The following is a 25,670-nucleotide window of genomic DNA, read 5'->3' as shown; positions in this document are numbered from 1 at the left end:
AAATCACAGATACTCTAAATTTTACCATAAAAACAATCTATCCAAGAAGTTTTTTTTATTGCCCATATACCTTAATTTTGCAGAAAAGATAATCCCACCATTTTGAATATTTTCCACAACATACAGGATTTCAACCCTGACAAACATACCATCGCGACCTTAGGCACTTTTGACGGTGTTCATTTAGGGCACAAAAAAATAATCGAACGTCTGACTCAAGATGCCAAAAAAAGCAATAATGAAAGTCTCGTACTGACTTTCTTTCCGCATCCGCGAATGGTACTCCAAGGCAATTCCGAAATACAGCTTTTAAACACCATAAAAGAAAAAGCAGAGTTATTGGAATGCATCGGCTTAGAAAACCTCATCATCCATCCTTTCGACCAAAGCTTTTCACAATTAAGCGCAGAAGAATTTGTCAAGACCATCTTAGTAGACCGATTCAACATCAAGAAAATAGTCATCGGGCATGACCATCGCTTTGGAAAAAATCGTTCTGCCGACATCCATGACCTGATTGCTTACGGAAAAAAATATGGCTTTGAAGTAGAACAGATTTCTGCAGAAGAAATTGACGAAGTTTCGATAAGTTCTACAAAAATCAGAAAGGCCTTGGCAAGCGGAGACATTCAATTGGCGAATGATTATCTGGGCTATAACTATTTTCTTTCCGGAATTGTTGTTAAGGGAAGGCAGTTAGGACGTACGATCGGCTTTCCTACTGCGAATCTGAAAATTGAAGAAAACTACAAGCTTATTCCTCTAGATGGCGTCTATATCGTAAAAAGCTATCTAGATGGGAAAGAAGTTTTTGGGATGATGAACATCGGCACGAATCCAACTGTCGACGGAAAAGAAAGAACCATAGAAACCTACTTTTTAGATTTTGAAGGCGATTTATACGATAAGGAAATCCGAATCCATTTTCTGCATAGAATTCGTCCTGAAGAAAAGTTCGACTCGCTCGATGCTTTAAAAGAGGAAATCAAAAATGACGAAATCATCACCCGAAATTTTATAAAAGATTTGAAATGAAAAAGCTTTTCCTGCCAATAGACAATTCTCCGTTGATTATTTTTCGGATTTTTTTCGGATTTCTTCTGGCAGCAGAAACTTTTGGAGCAATTCTTACCGGTTGGGTAAAAGAAAATTTCATCAAGCCACAATTTACTTTCAGCCATATCGGAATGGAATGGCTGCAGCCGCTTCCGGGTTATGGAATGTATTTTTATTTCGCCACCATGGGAGTTCTTGGCATCCTCGTGATGCTGGGCTGGAAATACCGATGGAGCCTTTCTGCCTTTACGTTATTGTGGACAATCACTTATTGGATGCAAAAAACATCCTACAACAATCATTATTACATGCTTATTTTGGTCTGCCTGATAATGATTTTCCTTCCTGCTAACAGATATGCTTCGATTGATGCAAAACAGCATCCCGAAATGAAGACTTTGAGCATGCCTTGCTGGTGTTCGGGAGTGATGATCCTTCAGATTGCCATTGTCTATTTGTTTGCTACCCTATCTAAGTTTTATCCTGACTGGCTAGACGGGACTTTCACCAAAAATCTTTTGACCAACAAATCACCTTATCCTTTTATTCAGGAAATTTTCAACCAAAAATGGTTTTATCTTTTTATTGCCTATTCTGGAATTGCATTCGACATGCTTATCGTTCCGATGCTGTTGTGGAAAAAAACAAGAACCATCGCATTTATTGCTTCCTTGATCTTTCACCTTTTTAATGCCATAACCTTACAGATAGGCATCTTTCCGTTCTTTGCTCTGAGTTTTGCCGTATTCTTTTATCCTCCTGAAAAAATAAGAGCGTTGTTTTTCAAAAAGAAGCCTGTACTTGAAGAAAGCGAGCCGATTTACCAAAACAGATCCGTACTGTTCTATTTTTTTATTCCTTATTTCCTAATCCAGATTCTCTTGCCGATCCGTCACTGGTTCATCAAAGGCGATGTGCTTTGGACGGAAGAAGGCCATCGCTTGAGCTGGAGGATGATGCTTCGTTCGAGATCGGGCTATTCTAATTTCAAGATTATTGACAAAAAAACAAAGCAGCCTATTCCTTATAATATTAATTCAAAATTGACGGACAAGCAATTTAAAATGGTTGCTGACAAGCCGGATGCTATTTGGCAATTGTCACAAAGAATCAAAAAAGAATTTGCCGCTCAAGGCAAAGATGTCAGCGTTTTTGTGAACTGCCATGTATCAATCAACCAAAAACCGTACAAGCAACTTATCAATCCAGATGTGGATATGGCATCTGCAGAATGGAATTACTTCTTACATAACGACTGGATCCTGCTCTATGACAATGAAGGCCATCTCGTCAAATAATCAACTTCTTCATTAATCAGAAAAAACTTAATTTATTAAAATTTTACTAAAAATTCAATTATAAAATAAATAGCCTGCGAAAACTCAGATAATATTTGTAATTTTAATATATAAATCGAATTGAAGCATTCCAATCAAATCGTTTTATAGCATTCAAAACAGTATAAACTACAAAACCGAATATTATGAAATTTTCCAGATTATTCATCAACGGACTGATTATTTTTATAGGGCTAGGATTATACTTCTTGCTCATCGAAGCACTAGACCTAAAAGACCATATTTATCTAAGACTCGTCAATTTTGTCTTTGTGATTTATGGCGTAAACAAAACCATAAAGTCCAATTATCATGATGGCATAAACGGCTATCTGACCAATCTTCTTTCTGGTTTCCTGACCGCTATGGTCGGACTCATTTTAGGACTGGTCGCATTTATGGTGTATGTCGAATATAAAGGTGGCAATGCCTATCTGGAAACTTTTGCAGACAGTTATATCTTCGGCGGCGGAGATCCATCGCTCTATCAGTTCTGTTTCGGATTATTCATAGAAGGATCGGCAGCATCCATGATTGTTTCTTTTGCCATGATGCAGTATTGGAAAGACAAAGTAGAAAAAATCAACCATGTAGATTAACCTTACAATATAACTTTTAAAAAAAAGGGATTGGCAAACTGTCAGTCCCTTTTTGATTTAATCAACAATCATATGTTTCTAACTTTAGAGAAAAGATTTTTCAACTTATAGCGGAATTACCTACTTTTGAAGCAAAACAAATAAGACTAACCATTATGAGTACAATAAGACACGATTGGACCAAAGAAGAAATCATTGCGGTATACAACAAGCCGATGATGGACTTGTTATTTGAAGCCGCATCGGTTCACAGAAAAAACCACGATCCAAATGTGGTCCAAGTATCTACTCTCCTTTCTATAAAAACAGGCGGATGTCCGGAAGATTGCGGTTATTGTCCGCAAGCCGCACGCTATCATACCGGAGTCGAAGGCAATGACCTGATGACCGTTCAACAAGTAAAAGCCCAAGCTTTAAGAGCCAAATCTAGCGGTTCTTCTAGAGTTTGTATGGGTGCTGCTTGGAGAAACGTCAAAGACGGCCCAGAATTCGACCAAGTTTTGGAAATGGTACGAACCATCAACAAGCTAGACATGGAAGTATGCTGCACGTTAGGGATGATTACCGAAAACCAAGCACATCGTCTAGCAGAAGCAGGATTGTATGCCTACAATCACAATCTAGACACTTCTGAAGAATATTATAAAGAAGTAATCTCAACGCGCGGCTACGAAGACCGTCTTCAGACAATCGAAAACGTCCGCAAGACCAACGTAACCGTATGTAGCGGCGGAATCATCGGAATGGGCGAAAGTGTTGAAGACAGAGCCGGAATGCTTGTGGCTTTGGCTTCCTTAAGTCCACAGCCAGAATCAGTACCCATCAATGCGCTCGTTGCTGTTGAAGGTACACCGCTAGAAGAAGAAAAGCCAGTTGAAATCTGGGAAATGATACGAATGGTTGCTACGACAAGAATCGTAATGCCAAATACGCAAGTGCGACTTTCTGCAGGAAGAACCAATATGAGCCGCGAAGGACAAGCAATGTGCTTTTTTGCAGGCGCTAATTCTATCTTTGCAGGCGATAAATTGCTGACTACTCCAAATCCAGACGTAAACGAAGACATGAAAATGTTCGAAATGCTCGGCTTGAATCCGCAAAAGCCATTCACAAAAGTTTCGCAACCTAAAACTGTTGAAGCGGAAGATTCTCAATACCAAGCTTTAGGAGAAAAACCGAAATGGACACGTCCATCGCATAAAATTGAAAGAAACCTTGAAGCTTCAGGCAAAAAGGCATAATCAAAAAATATAAAACAAGACCAAAAGCTTTTCCCTAACCGGAAAAGCTTTTTTTATTGCTTTTTCTCTATCCTGTCACGCAACCATTTGTGCAATACTTATTCTTATATTTGAATAAAAAATCTTCCCCGATGCCTAAAAAAGTCTGCCGAATCAAGTCCGCTTATCTCACGTTCTTGCTATGCCTTCTTTTTATGCCTAAAATTCAGGCCAATACGCAGGCCCATTGCGATTCTCTTATCGTTTCCGGAATTAATTACATGTGGAAAAAAGACCATGTCAAATCGCTTGAACTGCTTACCCAGGCTAAAAATCTTGCCGACAAAAACAGATGGTACAAGCAGCTATTTCTCGCGACAAATAATATCGGAGCCAACTATTATACCATGCTCGATTATGGCGAAGCCTTAAATCATTATCTCGAAAGCTATACGATTGCCGTAAAACATCTGGAGCCTAAATACGAAATGGTCGTCTTGAACAACATTGCTATTTTATATTCTAAAGAAAAAAATTACGAGAAAGCGAATGAATACTTCAAGAAGGCTTATGATATAGCCCAAGAAAACAACGACAAGCTTAAGGTCGGCCTCTACGCCATGAATCTCGGGAATGTCGCCAACGAAACAAACAACCTAAAGGAAGCACGAGCCTATTTTAACGAAGCGCTGCCTTTATTAGAATCACAGCCGCAGCTTCATATCTTGGCCAGGATAGCGATTGCAGAAAATGAAAACCTGCAAGGAAATTCAACACAAGCGCGAACCGTAGCCGAAGAACTCTACAAAACAACCAAAGACTTAGAGTATAACGATATCGGCATTTCCCTGCTGATGATTATTTCCAAAAGCTATCTGAACGAAAACAACCTCGATCTGGCGAGCCATTATGCCAATAAGATTTTTGAAAGAAAGCCCAACCTCGAAACAAAAATCAATATTTTCAGGCTTTTGTCTGATATCAATTTCAAGAAAGAAAAATACGGTCTCGCTTTAAATTATAGAGATTCCATCATAAAAACTGAAGGAGAACTCAACGAAATCAAAAACGGAAAAGTTTTCGAAAACAGCAGAGTCAAGTTTGAGATTGAAAATTACAAGAAAAAAATAGCCGAAAACGAATCGAAGATAGCCGACGAGCGCAAGCTTTTTTATTCGATAATCGCGGTCATCTTTATAATCGTAGCCTTTATAGTTTGGGCATTGAGAAATCTATCCATCAAGTACAAACAGAGAAAACTGATTGCCGAAAGAAACGAACAAATCGTGCTTTTGGAACTTGAAAAAGAAAAAAGCGACAATCTTTTGCTCGAAAAAATGTTCAAGGAAAAAGAAACCAGCGCCCTGCTCGAGCAAGAACGCCTAAAGAACGAAATCGAACTTAAAAACCGAAAACTTTCTGCAAAAGCACTTTATCTTTCTGGACGGAATGAACTTATAGAAGAAACGCTACAATCCTTATCAAAACTTCCTGAAATTTCCAAAGACCCCGCTTTGGTGAATCATATAAAAACCTTGAAAGAACATCTCAAGACAGATGATGAATGGGACAGCTTTATCACGCATTTCGAAGAAATCAACCAAACTTTCCTAAACAACCTAAAAGAAAAGCATCCAAAGCTGAATTCAAACGATATCCGCTTTATAACTTACATCTACATGAACCTGAGCACCAAAGAAATTTCTTCCATGCTGAACATCACCGCCGATGCCTGCAGGAAAAGAAAGGAGCGAATTGCTGCCCGAATGGAACTACCGCACGATATTCATCTATACGATTATTTATCAACACTTTAGGATACTAAATCACACTTTGTCCTAAAGAGTGTCACACTATGTCCGCGTGATTTTTTTGATTTAGCATTTGTTTTTTTGAAAATTTAGAAAAACAAAAAATGTCTATTATGAAAAAAATTACCATTGCTTTACTGCTTCTTTGGAGCTTTGCAGGCCAAGCCCAAATCAGTTATGAAGCTTCCACGAATTTCGGAAAACTAGAAGACCTGACGTATGATGCGACCGTCGAAAATAGAATCTATGCCCTTACGCAAGGAAACCATATCGTAACTTCTATAGATAATGGATTGACTTGGAGCGTAAAATATGCTTTCCCTGACCCAAGCGCCACAATAACAGATATGAAACTATTTGGCCAATCGGCATTGAGTTTTGTAATCATAAATGGCGGCACGCAAGACGGTGTTTATCTTTTTGATATTGCTACAAATGCCATTACCCGTTTTTATCCTATCCCGAATCCGATGGATAATGCGCAAATCATGTCGTATTCTTTCTATGATACGACAGGTACTGATTTGATCGTACATACTTCCTATTCCGAAGGATTTACGGCAAGAACAAAAGTTTTTCACACGAACAACGTAGGGTCGACATGGAATATGATTTATTTCAGCGCAGATCACGACGATGTGCATATCAATAATGTTGCCTTCAGTCCTATCTCAAAATCTAAATTTTATATGGGAAGATCGCTTGGGCCGAACGGAATTAACGGAGGCTTGTATATTACAGAAGATTTCGGCACTACTTGGACCGAAAGACTGCCTGGCTTTACCTTCAGCGAAATCACTTTCAATCCACAAAACGGCAATGACATCTTGATCGGAACCAGCATCGGCTTCGGAATTCATGCCGAACGTGTCTATCGTTCTACAGACGGCGGAACTACTTGGACAAATCTTCCTATTACTTGGACTGACCAGACGTTGAATAATATTACCAAAATCGCATTCCACCCGACAAATCCAAACTACATCATCTTGCTGGAAGAAAACGAAATCGTGAAATCTACCGATGGCGGATTGACATGGACGAATACTTTTTATCCAGAAGGCTCTACTTCTTATTATTACGGACTGAATGCTTCGTACAATCCATTCAACCTAAATCAAGTGGCTATTACTACCGATTTGTTTCCGCAATTCTCTAATGACGGCGGTACTACCTTGACTCAAATCAGAGCGCCTTATTATAATGTAATAAGCGTTACGCATGCCAAATATGCTACCAACAAGCATTTGTTTTATGGTTCCCAAGGCGGAAGGCTGCACAAAAACTTAGGAACAGGAGTTGCTTCTATTTATGATATCGAGCCGCCAACGTCTTTTAATCCAAAAAGAAATTACATGATAGCCGATCCTGTAGTAGCCGGTCGTGTTTTCACCTATGCCTCAATGGGCTTTTTCGGAAGCACTCTAAATGTAAGCACTGATTATGGCGCAACAGCGACTTCTTTGATGAGTGCTTTTGCAGACGACATGCAAGACTTGATTGTTGATCCTAGCAACACGAATATTATCTACGTTTCATTGAGATCGGGAGAAGGCGGCAATCTTACCAAAATCAACTTCACCGATTTAGAAAATATTGTTACGGAAGAAATCACAACTCCAGAAGTAAGCGAATTCGGCTACGGAGTCGTTACAGGAATCTCTGTTTCTGCAGCCAATTCAAACGAAATGTATATCGCAAAAGGATCTAAGTTCTTTAAATCTACAGACGGCGGAGTTACGTGGGTTGAAAAGATAAACGGACTTACCATCACCCAAGGCAACGATTTGATTTGGGATATGGCTAGAAATCCTCTCGATCCAAATCATTTTACAGTAACAACCAACTTAGGTGTGTTTACAACACCCGATGCCGGCGAAAACTGGACACAAGTCTTAAGCGGTGTTGATGCCAAAAGAATCAAATATTCTCCTCTAAATAACGGCGTGATGGTGGCAGCTGTACATAGCGCTCAATTTTCTGATGCCTCTATTTATTATACGGTAGACAACGGCACAACCTGGACGCCTATAACATCACAGCAATTAAACTATGTTCAGTCGTATTCTATGGATTTTGACTTTGATGGTACCACAATCAACGCTTATCTGGCCACAACCGATTTAGGTGTTATCAAATATCCGATACTGAATCTATCATTAGGAACGCATACGCCAGAAATCGCTCAGAATCCGATTTTTATTTATCCAAATCCGGCAAAAGACATCCTGAACATAGGCGTTTCTGGAAATGAATTCGAAATAAAAAGCACTTCTATCTATTCTATCACAGGACAAAAAGTTTTAGAAAGCACGAGCACTGCCCTAGACATATCAAAACTAAGCAACGGCGTTTATGTCGTAAACGTAGCTGTACAAAACGGAACAATATTTTCTCATAAATTGATTAAGAGGTAATTTTTTCAATGTTCCTATTTTAAGATGCTGCAGGTCACTTTTAGGCCTGCGGCATTTTTTTATGGCAAAATTTAAGACATTGCCCTTTACAGTTTCATAATCCTTTAGTAACTTTGTTATAAACCATTATCTCAAACCATCTATTGTATGCCGTTGCATTTGACAGAAATTGAGCGAGTAAAAACGATCTCAAAAGAAGATTTTTATACTAATTATGTAAAAAAACAAAAACCTTTGGTCATTGAAAGGCTAACGGAAGATTGGCCAGCATACGAAAAATGGAGGCTCAATTATATTAAGGATATTGCCGGAGAAAAAACGGTACCGCTGTATGATGACCGTCCGGTAAACCACGAAGACGGCTTCAATGAGGCACATGCCAAGATGAAAATGGCAGATTATATTGACTTATTGCAGTCTAAGCCGACGAACTACAGAATCTTTCTTTATAACCTGATGAAAGAAGTGCCATCTCTAAAATCAGACTTTAAATGGCCTGACATTGGGCTTAAGCTGGTGAAACAGCTTCCGATGCTCTTTTTCGGCGGAGAAAACTCCAAAGTATTTATCCACTACGACATTGACTATTCCAATATTCTGCATTTCCATTTCCACGGAAAAAAGCAATGCATTCTTTTTGCGCCCGACCAGACCCCTTATCTGTATAAAGTGCCGCATGCTCTAATCTCTAGAGAAGATATCGACTTCGATAATCCGGATCTAGAAAAATGGCCGGCGCTAAAAAAAGCAAAAGGATTGATCTGCAATCTAGAACATGGTGAAATGCTCTACATGCCCGAAGGCTATTGGCATTATATGAAATATATGACTCCGGGATTCTCGATGAGCCTTCGCGCCTTTCCAAGAAAAATAACCAATCTGGGGAAAGCGGCGTATAACATCTTTATCATGAGAAACTTTGACAACCTGATGCGTAAGTGGAAAGGACAAGCTTGGATCGATTATAAAAACGAACAGGCAATTGTTAGGACACATAAAAATTTGAAGATTTCAAGCTAAACCAGCAGAGAGCTGGTTTTTTTTATGCTTTTTGACGTTTATACTAGCGAAGAGCAATTTTACGAATGCTTATTATTATGATTATAGCCGTTTGAAAACGGAAATTTCTATTTATTCAAATGCTCCAAAATTTGAATTATCTCCACCACATAATTTATTTCTAAATTCAGGCTGCTATTGCCATTGCATTTAATTTCTACGGCGTCTTCCGTTTCGTTATAGTGTAATAGAAGCTGTGAAGTCTCAATTTCCCAGTAATATTCGTTTCCGTTTTTTTTATAAAGCGGATTGGTATAGGGTTTTCTTTTATAATCAGGGTCTTCCCAAATCTGTTTTGAAATATTGGTTAACAATTCAATTATTTCGTCTGTATCAGAAGGCGTTAGTAGGCAATAGTCTCCCTTCTCGTAGTCCAATTGCAGCGCAATACAATATCCGTTTCTTTGAATACGAATAGTTCCTTTTTTCACCAACCAATTATAAACCTGATTTTCCATTTTTTAGTTGTTTTGAGGTGTCCACATTTTTAGGTATTTAAATTTTTTGGGATATTCCTCTCTTGGGCAAAAAGCTAAGCAGACTTCCTTGTTGTCAAGTGAAGATTCCGTCAATAAAACAGAATCGGCCTCGTTTTTAAAACTGTCAAAACTAATTTCATCGACAACACAAACTACTTTTTTAAATATTCCATTGATCCATTTTATCATATCCTCATTGTTTTCGAATCTTTTATAACATGCCAATGAAGCGTGCGCGCTTATTACCGGAACTAATTTGTCTGGAATAGTGTCTTTTATGATAATGTACATTTTCATACGATGTTATCAATATTGCATTTAACATTCCTGCACAAGCACCTGCTTGGGGCTATATGTAGTTATTAGCACGGGCGCAAATCCGCGTCATCCAGATTAATGAAAATATTTAAGTCCAATTAGGTTCAAGATATTGTTTATTATTTGTTTTGTCAATAAATACAAAATTGCAATAATAATAACTCGAATAATTAATTTGTATTTTTTTAAACCAAAAACAGAAAAGTACTGATAATAGAAAATCAGTACATACAAAAAGGTTAGTCCAGCAGCAAGATAGTTTACAGAAATTAGAAAATCTTTGTTATCAGTAAGAATCAAACTAGTTGTTAGTAAAAGACTTATTGTTAATGTCCCGCATAACAAATACATATTGAGGACTAGATTTTCTGTATAATTCTGCTTGCTTTTTCTAAAAAACAAGTAACTCACAATAGAAATAATGGGTACGGTCAGAAAAACTGTAATTTTTGAATAATCCTTTAGTACTTTTAAAAGTCCTTCTACTGTTTTTTTATCGTCATATAAAACAGTAGCATCAACTTTTGCCCATTTTTTCATAAAATAACCTATGGTTATCAGAATAATTATGGTTGAAAAATAATTAAAGTGCTTTACTCTTTTTCCTTGTACATATTCTCTGATACTGTGTCCGGGTCTGGTAAATAACTCTTTTATTGTATAGAAAAAGCCTTTGTCAAAGTGAAATATTCCGTGAATAAAATCGTGTTGAAAAACGTGAGTTAACGAAAATCTATGAGTAGATGCTGATTGGCTACAGTTATCACAAAATTTTCCTGTTATTACTTTATTACAATTTAAACAGTTATGGGTCATTAGTCAGTTAAAATAGAGAGTCAGATTTATATTCTTTGTTATCGTCTGTTGGTAATGCTCATTTTGCACGAGCATTATGCTCGCCAGCGGGGACTAAATTACCAAAATTCCTTTTCAATTTTGAATTCGAACTCAATATTATCCGAAGTTTATTATTAAAATAAGCCTTTTGCAAACGGCTTATTTCTATTTAGCCATAAGCTTTTAGATTTCCATTATTTATTCTACCATAATCTTTTTAGTCACCTCTCCTTTATCTGTCTTTACTTGAAGGAAATAAACGCCTTTAGAAAGTCCAGAAACTGAAATTGAATTTTCTTTTGTAGTGCGTAAAAGCTGTCCAAGCAAGTCGTAAAGCAATAATTCCGATAGGTGGGCAGCTGCACCGGTACGCACAAAAACGCGTTCTGAAGCGGGATTAGGATAGACACTCACACTTTTAGATAAAAAATCGTCTGTACCCAAAGGATTTGCGAGCTTTACCACCCAATAATCAAAACCGCCGTGATTGCCGGAAACATCGCCATCATTCGATTTTGAATATCCCGCAAATATATATCCCAAATCTGTTGTTTGCTGAATTGAATGCGCGCCATCTACTGCATCGGGAATAGCGTTAAATCCTTCTTGACCACTGCCTCCTAATGCTTTTTGCCACTCGATACTTCCCTGACTGTTGAGTTTTACGATCCAATAATTCATATATCCGTTATTTCCAGAAACATTGCCATCATTACTTGTTACAAATCCAAATACTATGTAGCCTCCATCTGCTGTCTGCTGGACCGATTGGGCAAGATCATTGCCAAAGCCTCCTAAGGCTTTCTTCCACTGTATTGCTCCTGTGCTGGATAGTTTCACTACCCAATAATCATCAAAAAGAGGCCCATGGAAACCGGAACCTGCAATATCTCCGTCTTGCGAATATACATGCCCTGCTATAATATAGCCCCCATCTGTGGTTTGAACCATAGAAGTAAGTATATCCGAACCGGTACCTCCTAATGTTTTTTTCCATTGGACTTCTTCTATATTATCCAGTTTCACCACCCAATAATCATAACTGCCGTGATTTCCAGAAACATCGCCGTCAACAGACATAGTATAGCCGCCCATGACATAACCTCCATCTGCTGTTTGTTGTACAGTGCGGGCAAATTCCTCGCTTCGTCCGCCTAAACACAGGCTCCAGGCTATGCTGCCTGTTGAAGTCAGCTTTACGATCCAGCAATCGGTCCCTCCGTTGTTTCCGATAATATCGCCTGTATTTTCAGATATCGTATAGCATCCCACAATATACCCTCCATCTGGCATTTGCTGCACAGAAGTGGCCGCATCAATATGACCTCCGCCAAATGTTTTCTGCCATTGGATAGTACCTGCATTATCAAGCTTTATTACCCAGGCATCGCTATTGCCTTGGTTTCTTGTAACATCTCCGTCATTAGAATAGGTAGTTCCTGCAATAACATATCCTAAATCTGCTGTTTGCACAACATAAGAAGCCACCTCGTTGCGAGAGCCGCCAAACGTTTTGCTCCATTCTTTGTTACCCGCTGCAGTCAATTTTACGACCCAGATATCGTCGCCTCCGTGATTGCCCGAAACATCACCATCATTAGAAGAAGTGTATCCTGCAACAATATAACCTCCGTCTGCCGTTTGGTGAACGGAGTTGGCATAATCATTACCAGAGCCGCCTAATGATTTTTGCCACTCAATAATTGGCGCTTGCGCCATTCCGAAAAAAGGAAGTAATAGAAAAAAATAGAAGTGTTTCATAAGCCTGCTGTTTTAAAAGGTTCTATTGTTTTGTCCAATAAATTGCATTAGGTTCTTGAGGCTGCGAGTGTTTTATTTAGTCTGCTATTATGATTTTATGATTTGAAATTAGTTTTCCGTTTTGCATTAGTTGAGCAAAATATATCCCACTAGTTAAGTTGTCTCTTTTAATAATTATATTTTCTCCATATAAATTATTTACTTCTTTTGCCAACTGTCCGATTGAATTAAATAGTTTTAGCGTTGCATTTTCAAAATTAGATTTTGTGGCTATTAGAAGTTCTGTTTTGAAAGGATTAGGATAGAAGTTAATTTCATGAGTGAAATAGTTTATGTCCTCTGTACTTAACATAGAACAATCGGTGGGTGTTGATTGCCCATTAGCTATTCCGTGGTTATATATATTTATGCCATTTTGTGCACTACAAGTCAAATAGATATAGGGATCGCTCATAAACATTTCATATTTCGGTTTTAAAGGATGTCCGTTACTACCAACACCTTCAATCCAAGTTTCGCTATTTCCAGGAAAAGTTCCAATATAATGGATTAAATAAAACATTCTTCTTGTTCCGCCATTTACATTTATGTTTGTAATAGACTGAACCGTATAATTCTTGCCATCACTTAAAATTATATTATCAGAAACTTGCAGGCTAAAGTCATAAAGCAATTGATCTACACCTCCAACATTTCTGTATACTCTTTTGGCAGCAACATCTTCTCTTATGTAATTATCAGAGCTATAAACACTTGGATCCGTAAATTTTTTATAAGTATAAGAGCCTATAACAACATCTGTTCCTGGGCCAATAACTAAATTTTGACTGCCCCCAAAGCTAGCACTAGCAATATTCCAAGAAGAATTGTTTAACAATGGAATATACGCTTGAGAAAAAGAGTTTTCAACTAAAAAGATTAAAAAGACAAATGCAAAAAGTAATTTTGTTTTCATAGTTAGTTTATTAAACTTTCTGTTTTAGTTTTCTTTTGGTGGCAATTCTGCCAGCTCTTAAATATGCGAAAGCCTATTATTATTTTCCTTCAATCAACTTCTCCAACCTTACTATCATCTCATCCTTCTCCTTCAACATACGCTCATACAAAGCAATCTTTTATTCATGATGAAATGATACAGGTTCTTTATGTCCTTGTTTTAAGAGTTTATTGTCAACCAAATATTGCATCCAATAATTCGCACGATCTTGCGAGTCGCAGCCATAAATTCCATTTGAGTTACATATTTTTTTCGGATAACCTAAAGTTGTTTTATGAGTTAGCTCTAATAACTTGACAATAGAATAAACCTCGTTATCCTTTTTTCCACCTCCCCCTCCTACAAATGCTACAACTACATTGTATTTAAGAGCATCATAAATTTTATCATAATCCAATAAATTGTTTTTCATAAAGTAATTTAATCCTGCTTTCATTAGCATATTTTTATAAAAATCAAATTCTGAAAATTTATTGTAATCAACAATAAATTCTTTTCTTGTAGTAATCGTATCAAAGTTGTCGTAAATAAAAAATCCAAAATCTCTTTCAAGAAATGAATATTTTTTCCATTCAGACTCCAGAAATTTAATATTCTCTATTTCTTTCATTGCTTTTCCAATTTGCTTATAATTAATTTGTGACAGCAACTCGGTTAAAGAATCTTCCATTTTTTTTTGATTTTTCATCTTGTGAATTCCACGAATAATCTTTTTTAAATTGCCAACATGAAAATCTTTGTTTGCATCGTTAATTTTTTTAGTGTCATTCGGAACTTTTATAGATGTGTTGCAAAAAGACTTAGCTTTTTCAATTTGTGTTTTTATTTCTTGGTCAGACGTTTCTAAAGAGTTTAATTTCTCTAACCCTATCTCTTTAAGGTTAGTGAATTTTTTTAGGTAATTATTGCATACTCCAATAATTCCTAGATGGTTAAATAATGAAGATTTTTTCAAGTATATATTCAACTGTTGGGAATTGTTGAGTATTTCAATAAAATGATTTGAATAAAATATATCCAAAATTCTACCTGATGAATATGTGCAATTCCAAGAGCTCTCATTTATTAAAGCCCAATATTCAAATGAAGAAATGTCGTTTAATGTTAGTTGATTGATAATTTCATTTTCCAAGCTTCTTCTTTCCTTAAATGACAAATCAGCTTTCAAACTATCTATATATTGCTTTACTTTAGGATTAGTATTATAATTTATTCCGTATTGTTTGTATATTGAAACTAACTGAACTAATTGCATTAAAAATTTATAAGGAAAGATTCCTATAGCATAATTATGCTTTATACCTGCTTCATTATACTCCTTCGCAAGTTTTATAACATTTACAGGATCACAATTAGTCAATTGAGTAAAAGCATCTAATGCAATTGCGTCATCTGTATTATTTAATAGTTGGAAAAGCGCAGTCTCTTTGTCTGTTTTAGATACTCTGATTTTAGGATTTACAAAAATCTCTTTTTGAGTATCCCATGCAAAGTCTTTATAATTAGAAGCAAAGTAAATTAGCAAATTTAATGAGGATTCAGGGTAAAAGTCTTTATTAATATGCCAACTAATTGTTTGCGTATCATTTGGAACTCCAATTTCTATATGAGTTAGTAAGCTCAATAAATCAATATATTCGTCTTTGTTAAAATGGTATACATTAAAACGATAACGTATCTTGAAAAGCTCTGAAGCAATTGTAAGTAAGCATTTAGAATCTTTATGTTGTAATTGTGATTTAATGCCCGCAGAATTAACCCATTCTTGATTTAAAAGCTCAGACTTGTTGTTGCTTAATTCTTGTTGTTTGACATCAGTTACTTCTCTAAATTCTGTTTTTACTGCTCTTTCCTCAAGTGGTGTAATGAGAAATGCTTCTGCCAAAGTTGAAAAATTTATTCTCTCATAGTTTTGATTTATAAATTTCAAAAAGTGATTTTTTGAAGTGTTATCATCAATGTTTATCTCCTTTTCCGTAAATAAGCAATTTTCAAGAACAATTCTTTTTGCAACTTGTCTTTCTACTGTCTCGATTCGATGATAACCTAAATATTCAACTAATTGTTTCTCGCTGTCAAAGTAATCAGCAATTTCTTTTAACGCATTTTTGTCACCTTGCATTAATTTTCTTTCAATATCATAAATAGGGTGTTCTTGACTAAATATTTTATTACCTGTCAATCCTAAAATCAGAAGGAATGCTATTTTAATGTAGGTACTCATAAAATTTCACTAATTCATAAATATGCTATACTTTTATTATTACAAATATTTATAACCATTTGCAAACGACTAGCTTGTTAGCGGTAGGTTTTTCTTTCTTATAATTCCAATAAGTAAATTTGTAATATAAACTGGAATTCCAATTAGAACTATTAAAAGGAATATAATTACCAAAGTTTTATTTATAATTTCATAATCATCAAACAAAGGAAAAGATTTGTTTGTATTTAACTCACTATATGCATATACTATCCAATAAGTTACAAATCCTCCAATTAAAATTATGGAATGAATAAGTGTTAAAGATTTTATCAAGCTTCTTTTCAGCTTTTTTTGCACAAACCAATAACCAAACCCATTAAGAAAATATAAAAAGCTTAACAATAAAGCTAAATCAAGGCTTGAGATTACAAAATAAGTATCATGTATATTGAAATCAAAAGTTGAATTCTCGATTGAACTGTTTTTAAAGATCCCAATTATTAAAATTAAGATTGAGGTGATCCAAAAATAATGATAAACTTTTATGTCTTTTAAATTCATATTTTTGTTTATAACGATTTTTTTAGCTTCCCATTAATTCTCAAATATGCGAAAGCCTATTATTATTTTCCTTCAATCAACTTCTCCAACCGCACCATCATCTCATCCTTCTCCTTCAACATACGCTCATACAAAGCAATCTTTTCTTCATGAAGTTGAATCAATTTGTCAATAGGATGAACATGCATTGTACCATAATTAAATGAGTTATTGAACGCATTTTCACCGAACGTATTCGCAATAATATTCACAGCCTGTTCTTCATCAAAATTCTCAAAAGCTTCTACAGGCACTTTTAATATTTTAGCCACCTGCGCCAATATGTTGGCTTCTACGGTTTCTTTCTGTTCTAGCAAAGATATTTTCTTTTGGTTCCAGTCGTCACCAAGCTCAAAAGCCAAAGCTTCTTGCTTGATACCCAGCATTTCGCGAAAGCGCTTGATGTTTCTTCCTTGGTGTATTTTTTTGTGTGGCATGTCGTTGTGTATCATAATCGTAAGTATAAAATTTTTGTTAAATATAGAAAAATTAGTTGATAGTGGATAGTTTATAGTTGGCAGCGGATAGTGGATAGTGGATAGTTTATAGTGGATAGTTGAAAGTTGAAAAGTCATAAAGGAGTGAACTAGAAGCTGCAAAACAGAATAAGCAACCTACAAAACCAAAAACATCTTCAAAGCAACAACCCACTATAAACTATCCACTATCCACTCTAAACTATAAACTATAAAATATAACTGCTCAGCACCTCGCTATATGTCTTTTCGGTCGAACTGCCTACGGGAGCAACCCTAAATTCATACTGCTGCCCGCTTTGTAGATCAGTAAGCACGAGTGTGGTTTTGGTATACACCATAATCTCCCACACTTCTTCGCCCTTTTTGCGGTATTCATACAAGTAGCTTTTTGCGCCGCGAACAGGCTTTAGGCTTAGCTTTATCTTGCCTACGTTTTCTGCATGCAGCGCAAAGTTTTGCGGTTTCGGCAAAGCGCCTACTATATTCCGAATCTTGCTGAGCGAAAAGCCAGAGCTGGCCAAGGCAGCATCGTTTCCGTCACCTTTCATCTGCACATACAGCGCCAGCTTATCTAAGATGACAATCAGTTCTTCTCTTTTGAGTTCTCGGATCAGCTTTTCTGTCTTGCCGCCCTCTTTGGCTTTAATAATAGCCGTATCAAAAGCGGTAGTGGCGGCCTGCAAGACAGAAATTGCGGGCTCCGGGCTTTCGAAATTGGCATTGTTGGTCATACTGTCTGCAATCAGCTCTGCTTTTTGCTCCAAGTCAGCATCACTATATCTGCTGAACGAGGTAATAATTTTAATTTTAGACATACTTTTAAAGTTTTAAATTAATTAATATTGAGATGGGTATAAAAGCCTGAAATTCCACAAAGTATTGATATCATGTTATACAACAATAAGCTGTTGCTCATAACATCAGACCTATGTTGCATAACATGGGTGTGGTGTTGTATACCATAGACTTCCTGTTATACAACATCAAACCTCTGTTATAGTACACCAGCTGGATGTTGTATGACATCAAACCGGTGTTATAGAGCTACAGCTTATTGTTGTATAACACCAGCTTGGTGTTATTCTAAAAGAACGTTGTGTTATAATACATCCGCTCCATGCAGAGCTCAACCAGCGTGGTGCCGTTTTCATTCTTCTGTATACTAGAGTTAATAGCTTTACACATAGTTTCTTTAATGATGAAGCAAACCAAAGTCGGGTTACTTCTGTTTTCTTGATACAATACTAAAAGTTCGATGCTAAAAACGCAACCGAAAAGTAATAAGTGGTCAAATACAGGCGTAAGTGGTCAGTTTTTGGGTGTAACTGTTTTTTTGACTTGGGTAAAATTTGGTGAAATTTGGGCAAGATTTGTTAGAATGCCTAAAAACCAAAACAGCACATAAGAGCTGCTGCTTGGTTTTTTATGCTTTTCTAAAGCACCTTTTTTATACTTTTATAGCCAGCTAAACTAATTTTCGTAATGCGCCAAAAACCCGAACAGAAAAGCTTCTCTCTAGAAGAAATCACCAAAAAGGCAGAAATTTATTGTGCCTATCAGGAGCGCTGTCACGAAGAAGTTATCCAAAAGCTAAAAACATTTACTACGTCACAGACCGTACTCGACTCTGTCATTGTACACCTGATCGAGAACAATTTCTTGAACGAAGAGCGTTTTGCGTGCAGTTTTGCCCGCGGAAAACACCGCATCAAACATTGGGGAAAAATCAGGATTGTTAATGAGCTGAAGTCAAGACACATATCTAAATACAATATCGATACCGCGCTTAAAGAAATACAAGACGAATATTTCGACACTTTTGATTTGGCTGCCGAAAAATTATGGGATACGATTTCTGAAAAAAATACCTTAAAAAAGCGCAAAAAGTTCTGCGATTTTTTCCTTCGAAAAGGTTTTGAAAGCAATCTGATTTATGAAAAAGCCATCGAATTAGAAAAATTGGGCTAGAGCTTAGCACACCATTTCTATACCTTTTTTTTAAAAAAAACACTTTTTTCCTACAATTTTTACGAAAACGTTTTCGTTGATTTCTGCATTTCGCCGATGAAAAAATACACGTCATCGAAAACCTGAAAAATAGGCACTTAAAAGCTTCTTTTGATGCATAGGGTGGATATACATTTGCCTCACCCTATCAGAATAAAGACACTTAACCTATGAAAAAATTGTTATTGTTACTCGTTTTATTACTACCTGTTTTTGGTTTCTCACAAGTATCATTAGTGCGTTGGGATGGAGCAAATAAACAAGCCAATCCTTATCTAATTGCTTCTAATATTACAGCTGGAAACATTACTGGATCATCTAACGTAAATTTCTTCGTTGACAACTGGGGAAGCAATGGAAATGCTTTTAATGCAGATTCATGGCCTACTAGTACTTCTCCTGACTACTCAAGATACATTCAAGTATCAATGACAGCAAACAGCGGACAAAAGGTTGACTTAAGCCAATATAATTTTGAATATCAAAATTATGATAATGGCGGTCCGTCAAGAATGCAAGTGTACTACTCAAAAGACGCAAGCTTTCCTTCTAACGGAACAGTGCTTTATACTAACACTAACTTAAACACTAGCAATACCAACTTCAACAGCGTATCAGTTCCTTTAACGGGTATCAGCGTATTAGCTAATGAGACAATATACATCAGAATAACATTTTACGGAAGAACAAACGGATGGTCTGGACCTAGAATCAGAATAAGACACGGTTACAACGATAGTGCACCAGCATCTCACAATGCTTCTGGACCAATAATTACAGGAACAGTTACTACAGCTTGTACACCACAAGGAAACCCTGCGCTTTCACCAACTGATTTCTGGAGAGGTTATGTGTATTCTTATTCTGGAACGCCAGCAGCTACAACTTATTTAGGGTATGTTACAGAAAACGCAACATTCAACAGAAATGTAGGTAGCGGTGCTGTATCTGGACTAACAACTGTTCTTTGCCAACAGCCAACAGACAATTTCTATACTTCTTATAAAATGACCAAAAGCTTCCCAGCAGGTACATATACTTTTACAGTGGGTGGTGACGACGGTTATAGATTAAAAATTAACGGCGAATCTGGATATTCAATCAGCGACTGGTCAGATCACGGATATACAACAGGATCAACAACAAAAACGTTTGCTTCTACTACGAATGTTACTTTTGTTTTGGAATATTATGAAAGAGGTGCAGATTCTCAAGTGTCTTTTGATTACACTTGTGCGAACTCTCCAACAGCTCCAACAACATTAACTTCAAACGCAACAAGCAATACAATCTGTTCTGGCAATTCTGTTACATTAACAGCAGGAGGCGGTTCAGCCAATACAAGTACCTACGAGTGGGGAACTGGAACTGTTGTAGGTTCAAACGTAATCTCTGGAACTACGGCTTCAATTACTGTTTCTCCAACCGCTACAACAACGTACTGGGTAAGAAGAGTAGGTGCTGCTCCATGTAACTTTACAACAACAGGAATCACATTACAAATTACGGTAGCTACTGCAACAGCAACAGCTCCAACATCAATCAGCGGACCAACAACATTATGTGGCGGAGGTTCGGTAACATTAACAGCTACTGGCGGTACAGGATCAACGTACCAATGGGGAACTGGAACTGTAGGTTCTAACATACTTTCTGGAACTGGTGCTTCAATCACTGTTTCTCCAACAGCTACAACAACCTACTGGGTAAGAAGAATCAATGCAACGCCATGTTCGACTCCAACTGCAGCTGCTACGACAACGGTAACAATAACTACGCCTTCTGGAGATCCGACAGCTTTCGGAAACAACACATGGAACGTATACGGTTATAATACAGGCAGCATGACTCCCGCTTTATCTTACTATGCTGGATACTATGTACAAAACACTTTAGGCGTAAACACACAAGATACGGCAAACAATGGATGGAATAAAGAAACTTCTCCATCATATTCTGCAGGATGGGTAGGATGTGCTGTTCAAGTTGACGATTTCACAATGGTTCACAAAAGAAAAGGTTTCCCTTGCGGAAAATACCAAATCAACATGGACAATTGGGATGATGAAACTAGAGTATACATCAACGGAACATCTGTTTTCTACAACGCAGGATGGAGCGGTGAAAACCCTACTCCAACATCTGTAGGAATCTTTGCTCTTGACAGCAATTCGACTATCGAAGTAGTAACAAGAGAAGTAGGCGGTTATGCTAACGTAAAAGTATCTTTAACTGCTGTCAATGCAACCTATAACGGAACTTCTTGGAGTACTTCTCCTGAAGGTGCTGCAATTGTAATCAACGGCGATTTGCAATTAAGCGAAAGCGTAACGGTTTGTTCTTGCACAGTTAGCGCAAACAAAAACTTGAAAATAAACTCAGGCGTAAACCTGATCATTAAAAATGAATTAGTAGTAGCTCCTACTGCTAATGTAGTAGTAGAAAATAACGCAAGCATCGTTCAAGTTAATGACAACGCTGCTAACAGTGGAAAGATAATCGTAAAAAGAAACACGACTCCTGTGACTCGTTATGACTTTACGTACTGGTCTTCTCCTGTTGCTGCTGCAGACTGGACATTGCATGATCTTTCTCCAAACACATTAGCTGATAAATACCTAAGCTATAATGCTGCCGGAAACGGATGGGTTACAGAAATGAACGGAGCGGCTCAAATGCAGACTGGAAAAGGTTATATCGTTAGAGCGCCTCAACAATATTCAACTACAGCTCCTGCTGTTTTCCAAACGCAATTTGCTGGCGCGCCAAACAACGGACAAAAAACACTTGATATCAAGATCGGTGCGACATTAAAATCAAACTTGATCGGAAATCCATATCCATCGGCTATCAGCGCTGATAAGTTTTATGAAGCAAACAAAGGCGTAATTAAAGGAACATTCTATTTCTGGACACATAATATTGCGGTAAGCTCTACTCCAGATGCAAACGGAGTGTACAACTACAATCCTGCAAGCTACATTTCGTATAATGCGACTGGAGCAACAGGAATTGGAGAAACAAACAACTGTACGACTTGTGGAAACACTTCTGCAAACAAACACAAAGGAAACATTGCTTCTGGCCAAGGATTCTTTGTTGAAGGAAAAGTAAACGGTACTATCGTTTTCAATAACGCAATGAGAGTAACTCAAACCGGAACTAACGATCAATTCTTAAGAACGAGCAACCCAACACGTCCTGTGACACAAAGCAGCGAAGAAGAAGCTGGCGAAGAACAACCAACAGCAATCGAAAAACACAGATTGTGGTTGAACATTACGAATGCAGCTGGTGCTTATAATGAGATTTTGGTAGGCTATATCGACGGAGCTACAAACAACCTTGATGATGCTTACGACGGAATGACGTATGCTTCTGGAACTGCGCTATACTCTATGCTTGATGCAAACAAATTGGTTATCCAAGGAAGAGCATTGCCTTTCAGCAATACAGATGTGGTGCCATTAGGATTCATGGCGGCTACGGCAGGTGATTACAGCATCGGTATCGAAAGTGTTGACGGTTTGTTTGAAGACCAAAAAGTATTCTTAGTAGACAGACTTACAGGAACGGTACACAACATCAAGAATGACAGATATACATTCACGACAGCAGCAGGAACATTCAACTCAAGATTTGAAATCCGCTATGTTAATGAGTCTCTAGGTGTAGATACTCCGGTTGTAGATGCAAATGATATCGTAGTATACAAAAACGGCGGTCAGATTGCTATCAAAGCAGATCACTTTACAATCGACAACGTTCAAGTATTTGACTTGACTGGAAAAGAAATCTTTACTAAAAAAGGAATCAACAGCAACGAATTCACAACTACAGGAATTAATGTAGGAACTCAAGTTGTAGTAGCAAAAATAACTTTGGATAACAATGTAACGGTATCTAAAAAAGTAATCATGAATTAAGACTAGTTAATTCACTTCAAATCCCATAAGCAATAATCTTGTTTATGGGATTTTTTTTATGTCTACGGTTTTGCCAGTACTATGCTGACTGCATTGCCGCCAAAACCGACAGCATTGATCAATACCTTGCGGATGGATTTTCGTTCTTGTTGCGCCTCCGCGAAAGGAACTCTGATAAATTTCTGATGCTGCATCATCAAGATGGCCAGCTCTACATTTAACATGCCCGAAGCGCCAAACGTGTGCCCTATCTTCCATTTGTTGGTAGTCAGCATCGGAAGGTTGTCACCGAACAGCAATTCGATAGCTTTCAGTTCCGACGAATCCCCTTTTATAGTTCCCGGCGCATGCATCACGATAGCATCAATCTCGCTAGGATCTATTTCCCCCAAAGCCATTTTCATGGACTTCTGGAAGCATTGCGCTTCTGCAGAAATAGAAATGCTGTGTTCTAAAATTTCGGTTGCAAAACCAATTCCTTCTATATAGGTCAAGGCATTTTGGCTTTCGCCTACTTCCAAACAAGCCACAGAAGCTCCTTCTCCCAATACCATTGAGTTTTGAGTTTTCTGCCTGTCAAACGCGCGGCACGGAAACGGATCTGTGCTTTTGGAATAGATCTTTAAAGCATTCATCTGTGCAATTGTAAAAGGAGTCAGCGGCGCTTCGCTGCCGCCTACTAAAAACTTAGCTGCCATTCCGGAACGCAGCCATGCAATGCCGTTCAGCAAAGCATGCAAAGCGGTCGAGCAAGTGATGGAATGTGAAATTTCTGGTCCCTGGCTGTTTAAGTCGTGGGCGACCCATGATGAGATATTGCCCAACGTAGTGGTCGGAGAAGCCAGCGTATGCGTCTTTCCTGTTTCTAAAAACTCTTGAAAATGCTTTTCGAATAATTGGGTAGCCCCTCTGGAAGAACCGATATTGATTCCGAAATCATCTCCTTCTTTCCATCCGGCATTTTCTATCGCCTTTCGGGAAGCAAGAATAGCATATAAGACAGAATCGTCTAGGTTCTTGTATTTGCTTTCGGAATTCCGCAAGGCTTCTACCTGATCTTTCAGATCGTCGGGCAATCGAGAAGCTAAAGCAGCTGTTTCTCCTATAGTAGTATTAGAAATCAAAGTCTCCTCTTTTAGATACTGCTCCCAAATACGTTCTGGGGCATTTCCTAAGGGCGAAATGGAGGATATAGATGTTATGGCAATTTTTTGAAGCAAAATAGAAGCATTAAAACCTTGTAAAAGTTGAGTCCTTACAAGATTGTTTTCGAAACAAATTTAAACTATTTCCAAAGCTTGTTCGACAACAGCATATACTTTTTCCAGCTGCTTGTCTGAAATGATATACGGAGGCAAAATATAGACGATGTTTCCAACCGGACGGAGGATGATTCCGTTTTCAATAAAAAAATCATAGAGCTTGTTTCGGAAATCTCCGTAGTAGCTTTCTGCTGCATCTCTTTGTATCTCTAAGGCAAAAATTACTCCCAGCGTTCGGGTTTCCTTCACTCTTGGATGGCTGTTGATCTTTTCTTGAAATCTAAGATGGTTTTGATGTATTCTTTGGATGTTCTTTTGCATTTCAACAGTCTGAAGCAGTTCCAGGCTGGCAAGCGCTGCGGCACATCCGGTTGGGTTTGCAGTAAAAGTATGTCCGTGGAATAATGCTTTGTTGACATCATCATCATAAAAACCTTCAAACAATTCTTGAGTAAATGTCGTGATTGCCATAGGAATCGTTCCTCCAGTCAAGGCTTTCGACAGGCACATCATATCGGGTTCGTTTTCAAGATAATCACAGGCAAAATGCTGTCCGGTCTTTCCAAATCCGGTCATGACTTCGTCTGCAATCGTAAAGACAGCATTCTCTTTGCAGATTGCCATAAGCTTGTCAAGCGCAAAAGTTTCATACATGACCATACCCGCCGCGCCTTGCACCAGCGGCTCAAAAATAAAAGCGGCAAACTCATTCGTCTTGGTCAATTGTGCTAAAGCTTCAAAAGACTCTTTCTCCTTTCCTTTTGTCGGAACCGGAATACGCACCACTTCAATCAGCGAGCCTCGGAAAGCTTCGGTAAAGAAAGAAATTCCGCTGGCCGCCATTGCCGCAAACGTATCGCCGTGAAAGGCATTTTCGAAAGCAATGATTTTGGTACGTTTCTCTCCTTTATTATAGTAATATTGCAGGGCTACTTTCAAGGCAATCTCTACAGCTGTCGACCCGTTGTCTGAATAAAACAGCTTCTTTTGGTTGCTTGGCAGGATTTCCATTAATTTTTCCGAAAGCAATACAGCAGGTTCGTGCGTAAAGCCGCCAAACAAAACGTGTTCTAGGGAAGTAAGCTGCGCATAAATGGCATCTGCAATAAATTTATTGCTATGCCCGTACGGATTTACCCACCACGAAGCAATCGCATCAATATATTCTTTTCCATTCTCATCCCATAACAGAGCGCCTTCGCCTTTTGAGATCGCAATAGCGGGTTTCGCCAGTTTATGTTGTGTATAGGGATGCCAGTTGTGTTTTTGGTCTCTTTCAGAAAGGGTCATGTTGTTGTT

At 37.7% G+C, this 25,670-nt stretch carries 20 protein-coding genes and 1 pseudogene; 9 read left to right on the top strand and 12 right to left on the bottom strand.

Annotated features, from left to right (window positions below):
• Positions 1 to 102: 102 nt before the first annotated feature.
• From GGR22_RS08495 to GGR22_RS08465, 7 genes are all read left to right on the top strand, one after another.
• Positions 103 to 1,035 carry a bifunctional riboflavin kinase/FAD synthetase gene (locus GGR22_RS08495; protein WP_182493289.1) on the top strand — a complete coding sequence of 311 codons (933 nt, stop codon included), beginning with the start codon at positions 103 to 105 and terminating at the stop codon, positions 1,033 to 1,035.
• The gene (locus GGR22_RS08490) at positions 1,032 to 2,354 is read left to right on the top strand and encodes an HTTM domain-containing protein (protein WP_182493288.1); all 1,323 of its coding nucleotides are present in this window, start codon (positions 1,032 to 1,034) and stop codon (positions 2,352 to 2,354) included. Before GGR22_RS08495 ends, GGR22_RS08490 begins: the two co-directional genes overlap by 4 nt.
• 185 nt (positions 2,355 to 2,539) lie before the next feature.
• The gene (locus GGR22_RS08485) at positions 2,540 to 2,992 is read left to right on the top strand and encodes a hypothetical protein (RefSeq protein WP_121375905.1); all 453 of its coding nucleotides are present in this window, start codon (positions 2,540 to 2,542) and stop codon (positions 2,990 to 2,992) included.
• 155 nt (positions 2,993 to 3,147) lie between these two features.
• The gene (gene bioB / locus GGR22_RS08480) at positions 3,148 to 4,233 is read left to right on the top strand and encodes a biotin synthase BioB (RefSeq protein WP_182493287.1); all 1,086 of its coding nucleotides are present in this window, start codon (positions 3,148 to 3,150) and stop codon (positions 4,231 to 4,233) included.
• Between the two features lie 131 nt (positions 4,234 to 4,364).
• Positions 4,365 to 6,029, top strand: a complete 1,665-nt coding sequence (locus tag GGR22_RS08475) for a tetratricopeptide repeat protein (RefSeq protein WP_182493286.1) — start codon at positions 4,365 to 4,367, stop codon at positions 6,027 to 6,029.
• Positions 6,030 to 6,136: 107 nt separating this feature from the next.
• A complete protein-coding gene (locus tag GGR22_RS08470) occupies positions 6,137 to 8,440 on the top strand; it encodes a VPS10 domain-containing protein (RefSeq protein ID WP_182493285.1) in 2,304 nt (767 codons plus the stop codon).
• A 147-nt stretch (positions 8,441 to 8,587) separates the two neighbouring features.
• Positions 8,588 to 9,460, top strand: coding sequence for a cupin-like domain-containing protein (locus tag GGR22_RS08465; RefSeq protein ID WP_182493284.1), 873 nt, complete (start codon positions 8,588 to 8,590; stop codon positions 9,458 to 9,460).
• A gap of 107 nt (positions 9,461 to 9,567) precedes the next feature.
• On the opposite strand, the gene GGR22_RS08460 is transcribed toward GGR22_RS08465, so the two are convergent.
• The 10 genes and pseudogenes from GGR22_RS08460 to GGR22_RS08415 form a co-directional block, all read right to left on the bottom strand.
• Entirely contained in the window at positions 9,568 to 9,957 is a 390-nt protein-coding gene (locus GGR22_RS08460; RefSeq protein WP_182493283.1) for a hypothetical protein, read from the bottom strand.
• A 3-nt stretch (positions 9,958 to 9,960) separates the two neighbouring features.
• Positions 9,961 to 10,275, bottom strand: a complete 315-nt coding sequence (locus tag GGR22_RS08455) for an aminoacyl-tRNA hydrolase (protein ID WP_182493282.1) — start codon at positions 10,273 to 10,275, stop codon at positions 9,961 to 9,963.
• Between the two features lie 96 nt (positions 10,276 to 10,371).
• Positions 10,372 to 11,112 (bottom strand): DUF3667 domain-containing protein, encoded by a 741-nt coding sequence (locus GGR22_RS08450; protein ID WP_182493281.1) that lies wholly within the window; start codon positions 11,110 to 11,112, stop codon positions 10,372 to 10,374.
• A 219-nt stretch (positions 11,113 to 11,331) separates the two neighbouring features.
• Positions 11,332 to 12,894, bottom strand: a complete 1,563-nt coding sequence (locus tag GGR22_RS08445; RefSeq protein ID WP_182493280.1) for a T9SS type A sorting domain-containing protein — start codon at positions 12,892 to 12,894, stop codon at positions 11,332 to 11,334.
• Positions 12,895 to 12,970: 76 nt separating this feature from the next.
• Positions 12,971 to 13,849: a T9SS type A sorting domain-containing protein gene (locus GGR22_RS08440; RefSeq protein ID WP_182493279.1), complete on the bottom strand. Its 879-nt coding sequence runs from the start codon at positions 13,847 to 13,849 to the stop codon at positions 12,971 to 12,973.
• A 79-nt stretch (positions 13,850 to 13,928) separates the two neighbouring features.
• A pseudogene (locus tag GGR22_RS08435) lies at positions 13,929 to 14,009 on the bottom strand (XRE family transcriptional regulator); the annotation flags it as partial.
• Positions 14,010 to 16,115 carry a hypothetical protein gene (locus tag GGR22_RS08430; RefSeq protein ID WP_182493539.1) on the bottom strand — a complete coding sequence of 702 codons (2,106 nt, stop codon included), beginning with the start codon at positions 16,113 to 16,115 and terminating at the stop codon, positions 14,010 to 14,012.
• A 69-nt stretch (positions 16,116 to 16,184) separates the two neighbouring features.
• Positions 16,185 to 16,658, bottom strand: coding sequence for a hypothetical protein (locus tag GGR22_RS08425; protein ID WP_182493278.1), 474 nt, complete (start codon positions 16,656 to 16,658; stop codon positions 16,185 to 16,187).
• A gap of 62 nt (positions 16,659 to 16,720) precedes the next feature.
• Positions 16,721 to 17,149 (bottom strand): helix-turn-helix domain-containing protein, encoded by a 429-nt coding sequence (locus GGR22_RS08420; RefSeq protein WP_246336931.1) that lies wholly within the window; start codon positions 17,147 to 17,149, stop codon positions 16,721 to 16,723.
• A gap of 233 nt (positions 17,150 to 17,382) precedes the next feature.
• On the bottom strand, positions 17,383 to 17,991 hold the full coding sequence (locus GGR22_RS08415; RefSeq protein WP_182493277.1) for a fibronectin type III domain-containing protein: 609 nt from the start codon (positions 17,989 to 17,991) through the stop codon (positions 17,383 to 17,385).
• A gap of 667 nt (positions 17,992 to 18,658) precedes the next feature.
• Here GGR22_RS08415 and GGR22_RS08410 point away from each other — a divergent pair.
• Entirely contained in the window at positions 18,659 to 19,144 is a 486-nt protein-coding gene (locus tag GGR22_RS08410; protein WP_182493276.1) for a regulatory protein RecX, read from the top strand.
• A 209-nt stretch (positions 19,145 to 19,353) separates the two neighbouring features.
• Complete coding sequence (locus tag GGR22_RS08405; RefSeq protein WP_182493275.1) at positions 19,354 to 23,109, top strand: Ig-like domain-containing protein; 3,756 nt, start codon at positions 19,354 to 19,356, stop codon at positions 23,107 to 23,109.
• A gap of 62 nt (positions 23,110 to 23,171) precedes the next feature.
• Here the strand turns inward: GGR22_RS08405 and GGR22_RS08400 are convergent, their stop codons facing one another.
• Together GGR22_RS08400 and bioA are read right to left on the bottom strand one after the other, a co-directional pair.
• Positions 23,172 to 24,329, bottom strand: coding sequence for a beta-ketoacyl synthase N-terminal-like domain-containing protein (locus GGR22_RS08400; protein WP_182493274.1), 1,158 nt, complete (start codon positions 24,327 to 24,329; stop codon positions 23,172 to 23,174).
• A 60-nt stretch (positions 24,330 to 24,389) separates the two neighbouring features.
• Positions 24,390 to 25,661 carry an adenosylmethionine--8-amino-7-oxononanoate transaminase gene (bioA, locus tag GGR22_RS08395; protein ID WP_121375886.1) on the bottom strand — a complete coding sequence of 424 codons (1,272 nt, stop codon included), beginning with the start codon at positions 25,659 to 25,661 and terminating at the stop codon, positions 24,390 to 24,392.
• Between the last annotated feature and the right edge of the window lie 9 nt (positions 25,662 to 25,670).

This window comes from Flavobacterium gossypii (assembly GCF_014138495.1).
Classification (GTDB): domain Bacteria; phylum Bacteroidota; class Bacteroidia; order Flavobacteriales; family Flavobacteriaceae; genus Flavobacterium; species Flavobacterium endophyticum.
The sequence above is the reverse complement of the archived record's forward strand: the minus strand, read 5'-3'. Positions and strand labels throughout refer to the sequence as shown.

Excerpts from the sequence above, each read along its gene's own strand:
- GGR22_RS08410 (WP_182493276.1), top strand. The coding sequence starts at position 18,659 with ATGCGCCAAAAACCCGAACAGAAAAGCTTCTCTCTAGAAGAAATCACC.
- GGR22_RS08465 (WP_182493284.1), top strand. The coding sequence starts at position 8,588 with ATGCCGTTGCATTTGACAGAAATTGAGCGAGTAAAAACGATCTCAAAA.
- GGR22_RS08455 (WP_182493282.1), bottom strand. The coding sequence starts at position 10,275 with ATGAAAATGTACATTATCATAAAAGACACTATTCCAGACAAATTAGTT.
- bioA (WP_121375886.1), bottom strand. The coding sequence starts at position 25,661 with ATGACCCTTTCTGAAAGAGACCAAAAACACAACTGGCATCCCTATACA.
- GGR22_RS08430 (WP_182493539.1), bottom strand. The coding sequence starts at position 16,115 with ATGAGTACCTACATTAAAATAGCATTCCTTCTGATTTTAGGATTGACA.
- GGR22_RS08405 (WP_182493275.1), top strand. The coding sequence starts at position 19,354 with ATGAAAAAATTGTTATTGTTACTCGTTTTATTACTACCTGTTTTTGGT.
- bioB (WP_182493287.1), top strand. The coding sequence starts at position 3,148 with ATGAGTACAATAAGACACGATTGGACCAAAGAAGAAATCATTGCGGTA.
- GGR22_RS08445 (WP_182493280.1), bottom strand. The coding sequence starts at position 12,894 with ATGAAACACTTCTATTTTTTTCTATTACTTCCTTTTTTCGGAATGGCG.
- GGR22_RS08485 (WP_121375905.1), top strand. The coding sequence starts at position 2,540 with ATGAAATTTTCCAGATTATTCATCAACGGACTGATTATTTTTATAGGG.
- GGR22_RS08470 (WP_182493285.1), top strand. The coding sequence starts at position 6,137 with ATGAAAAAAATTACCATTGCTTTACTGCTTCTTTGGAGCTTTGCAGGC.
- GGR22_RS08475 (WP_182493286.1), top strand. The coding sequence starts at position 4,365 with ATGCCTAAAAAAGTCTGCCGAATCAAGTCCGCTTATCTCACGTTCTTG.
- GGR22_RS08440 (WP_182493279.1), bottom strand. The coding sequence starts at position 13,849 with ATGAAAACAAAATTACTTTTTGCATTTGTCTTTTTAATCTTTTTAGTT.
- GGR22_RS08420 (WP_246336931.1), bottom strand. The coding sequence starts at position 17,149 with ATGATACACAACGACATGCCACACAAAAAAATACACCAAGGAAGAAAC.
- GGR22_RS08490 (WP_182493288.1), top strand. The coding sequence starts at position 1,032 with ATGAAAAAGCTTTTCCTGCCAATAGACAATTCTCCGTTGATTATTTTT.
- GGR22_RS08460 (WP_182493283.1), bottom strand. The coding sequence starts at position 9,957 with ATGGAAAATCAGGTTTATAATTGGTTGGTGAAAAAAGGAACTATTCGT.
- GGR22_RS08415 (WP_182493277.1), bottom strand. The coding sequence starts at position 17,991 with ATGTCTAAAATTAAAATTATTACCTCGTTCAGCAGATATAGTGATGCT.
- GGR22_RS08425 (WP_182493278.1), bottom strand. The coding sequence starts at position 16,658 with ATGAATTTAAAAGACATAAAAGTTTATCATTATTTTTGGATCACCTCA.
- GGR22_RS08450 (WP_182493281.1), bottom strand. The coding sequence starts at position 11,112 with ATGACCCATAACTGTTTAAATTGTAATAAAGTAATAACAGGAAAATTT.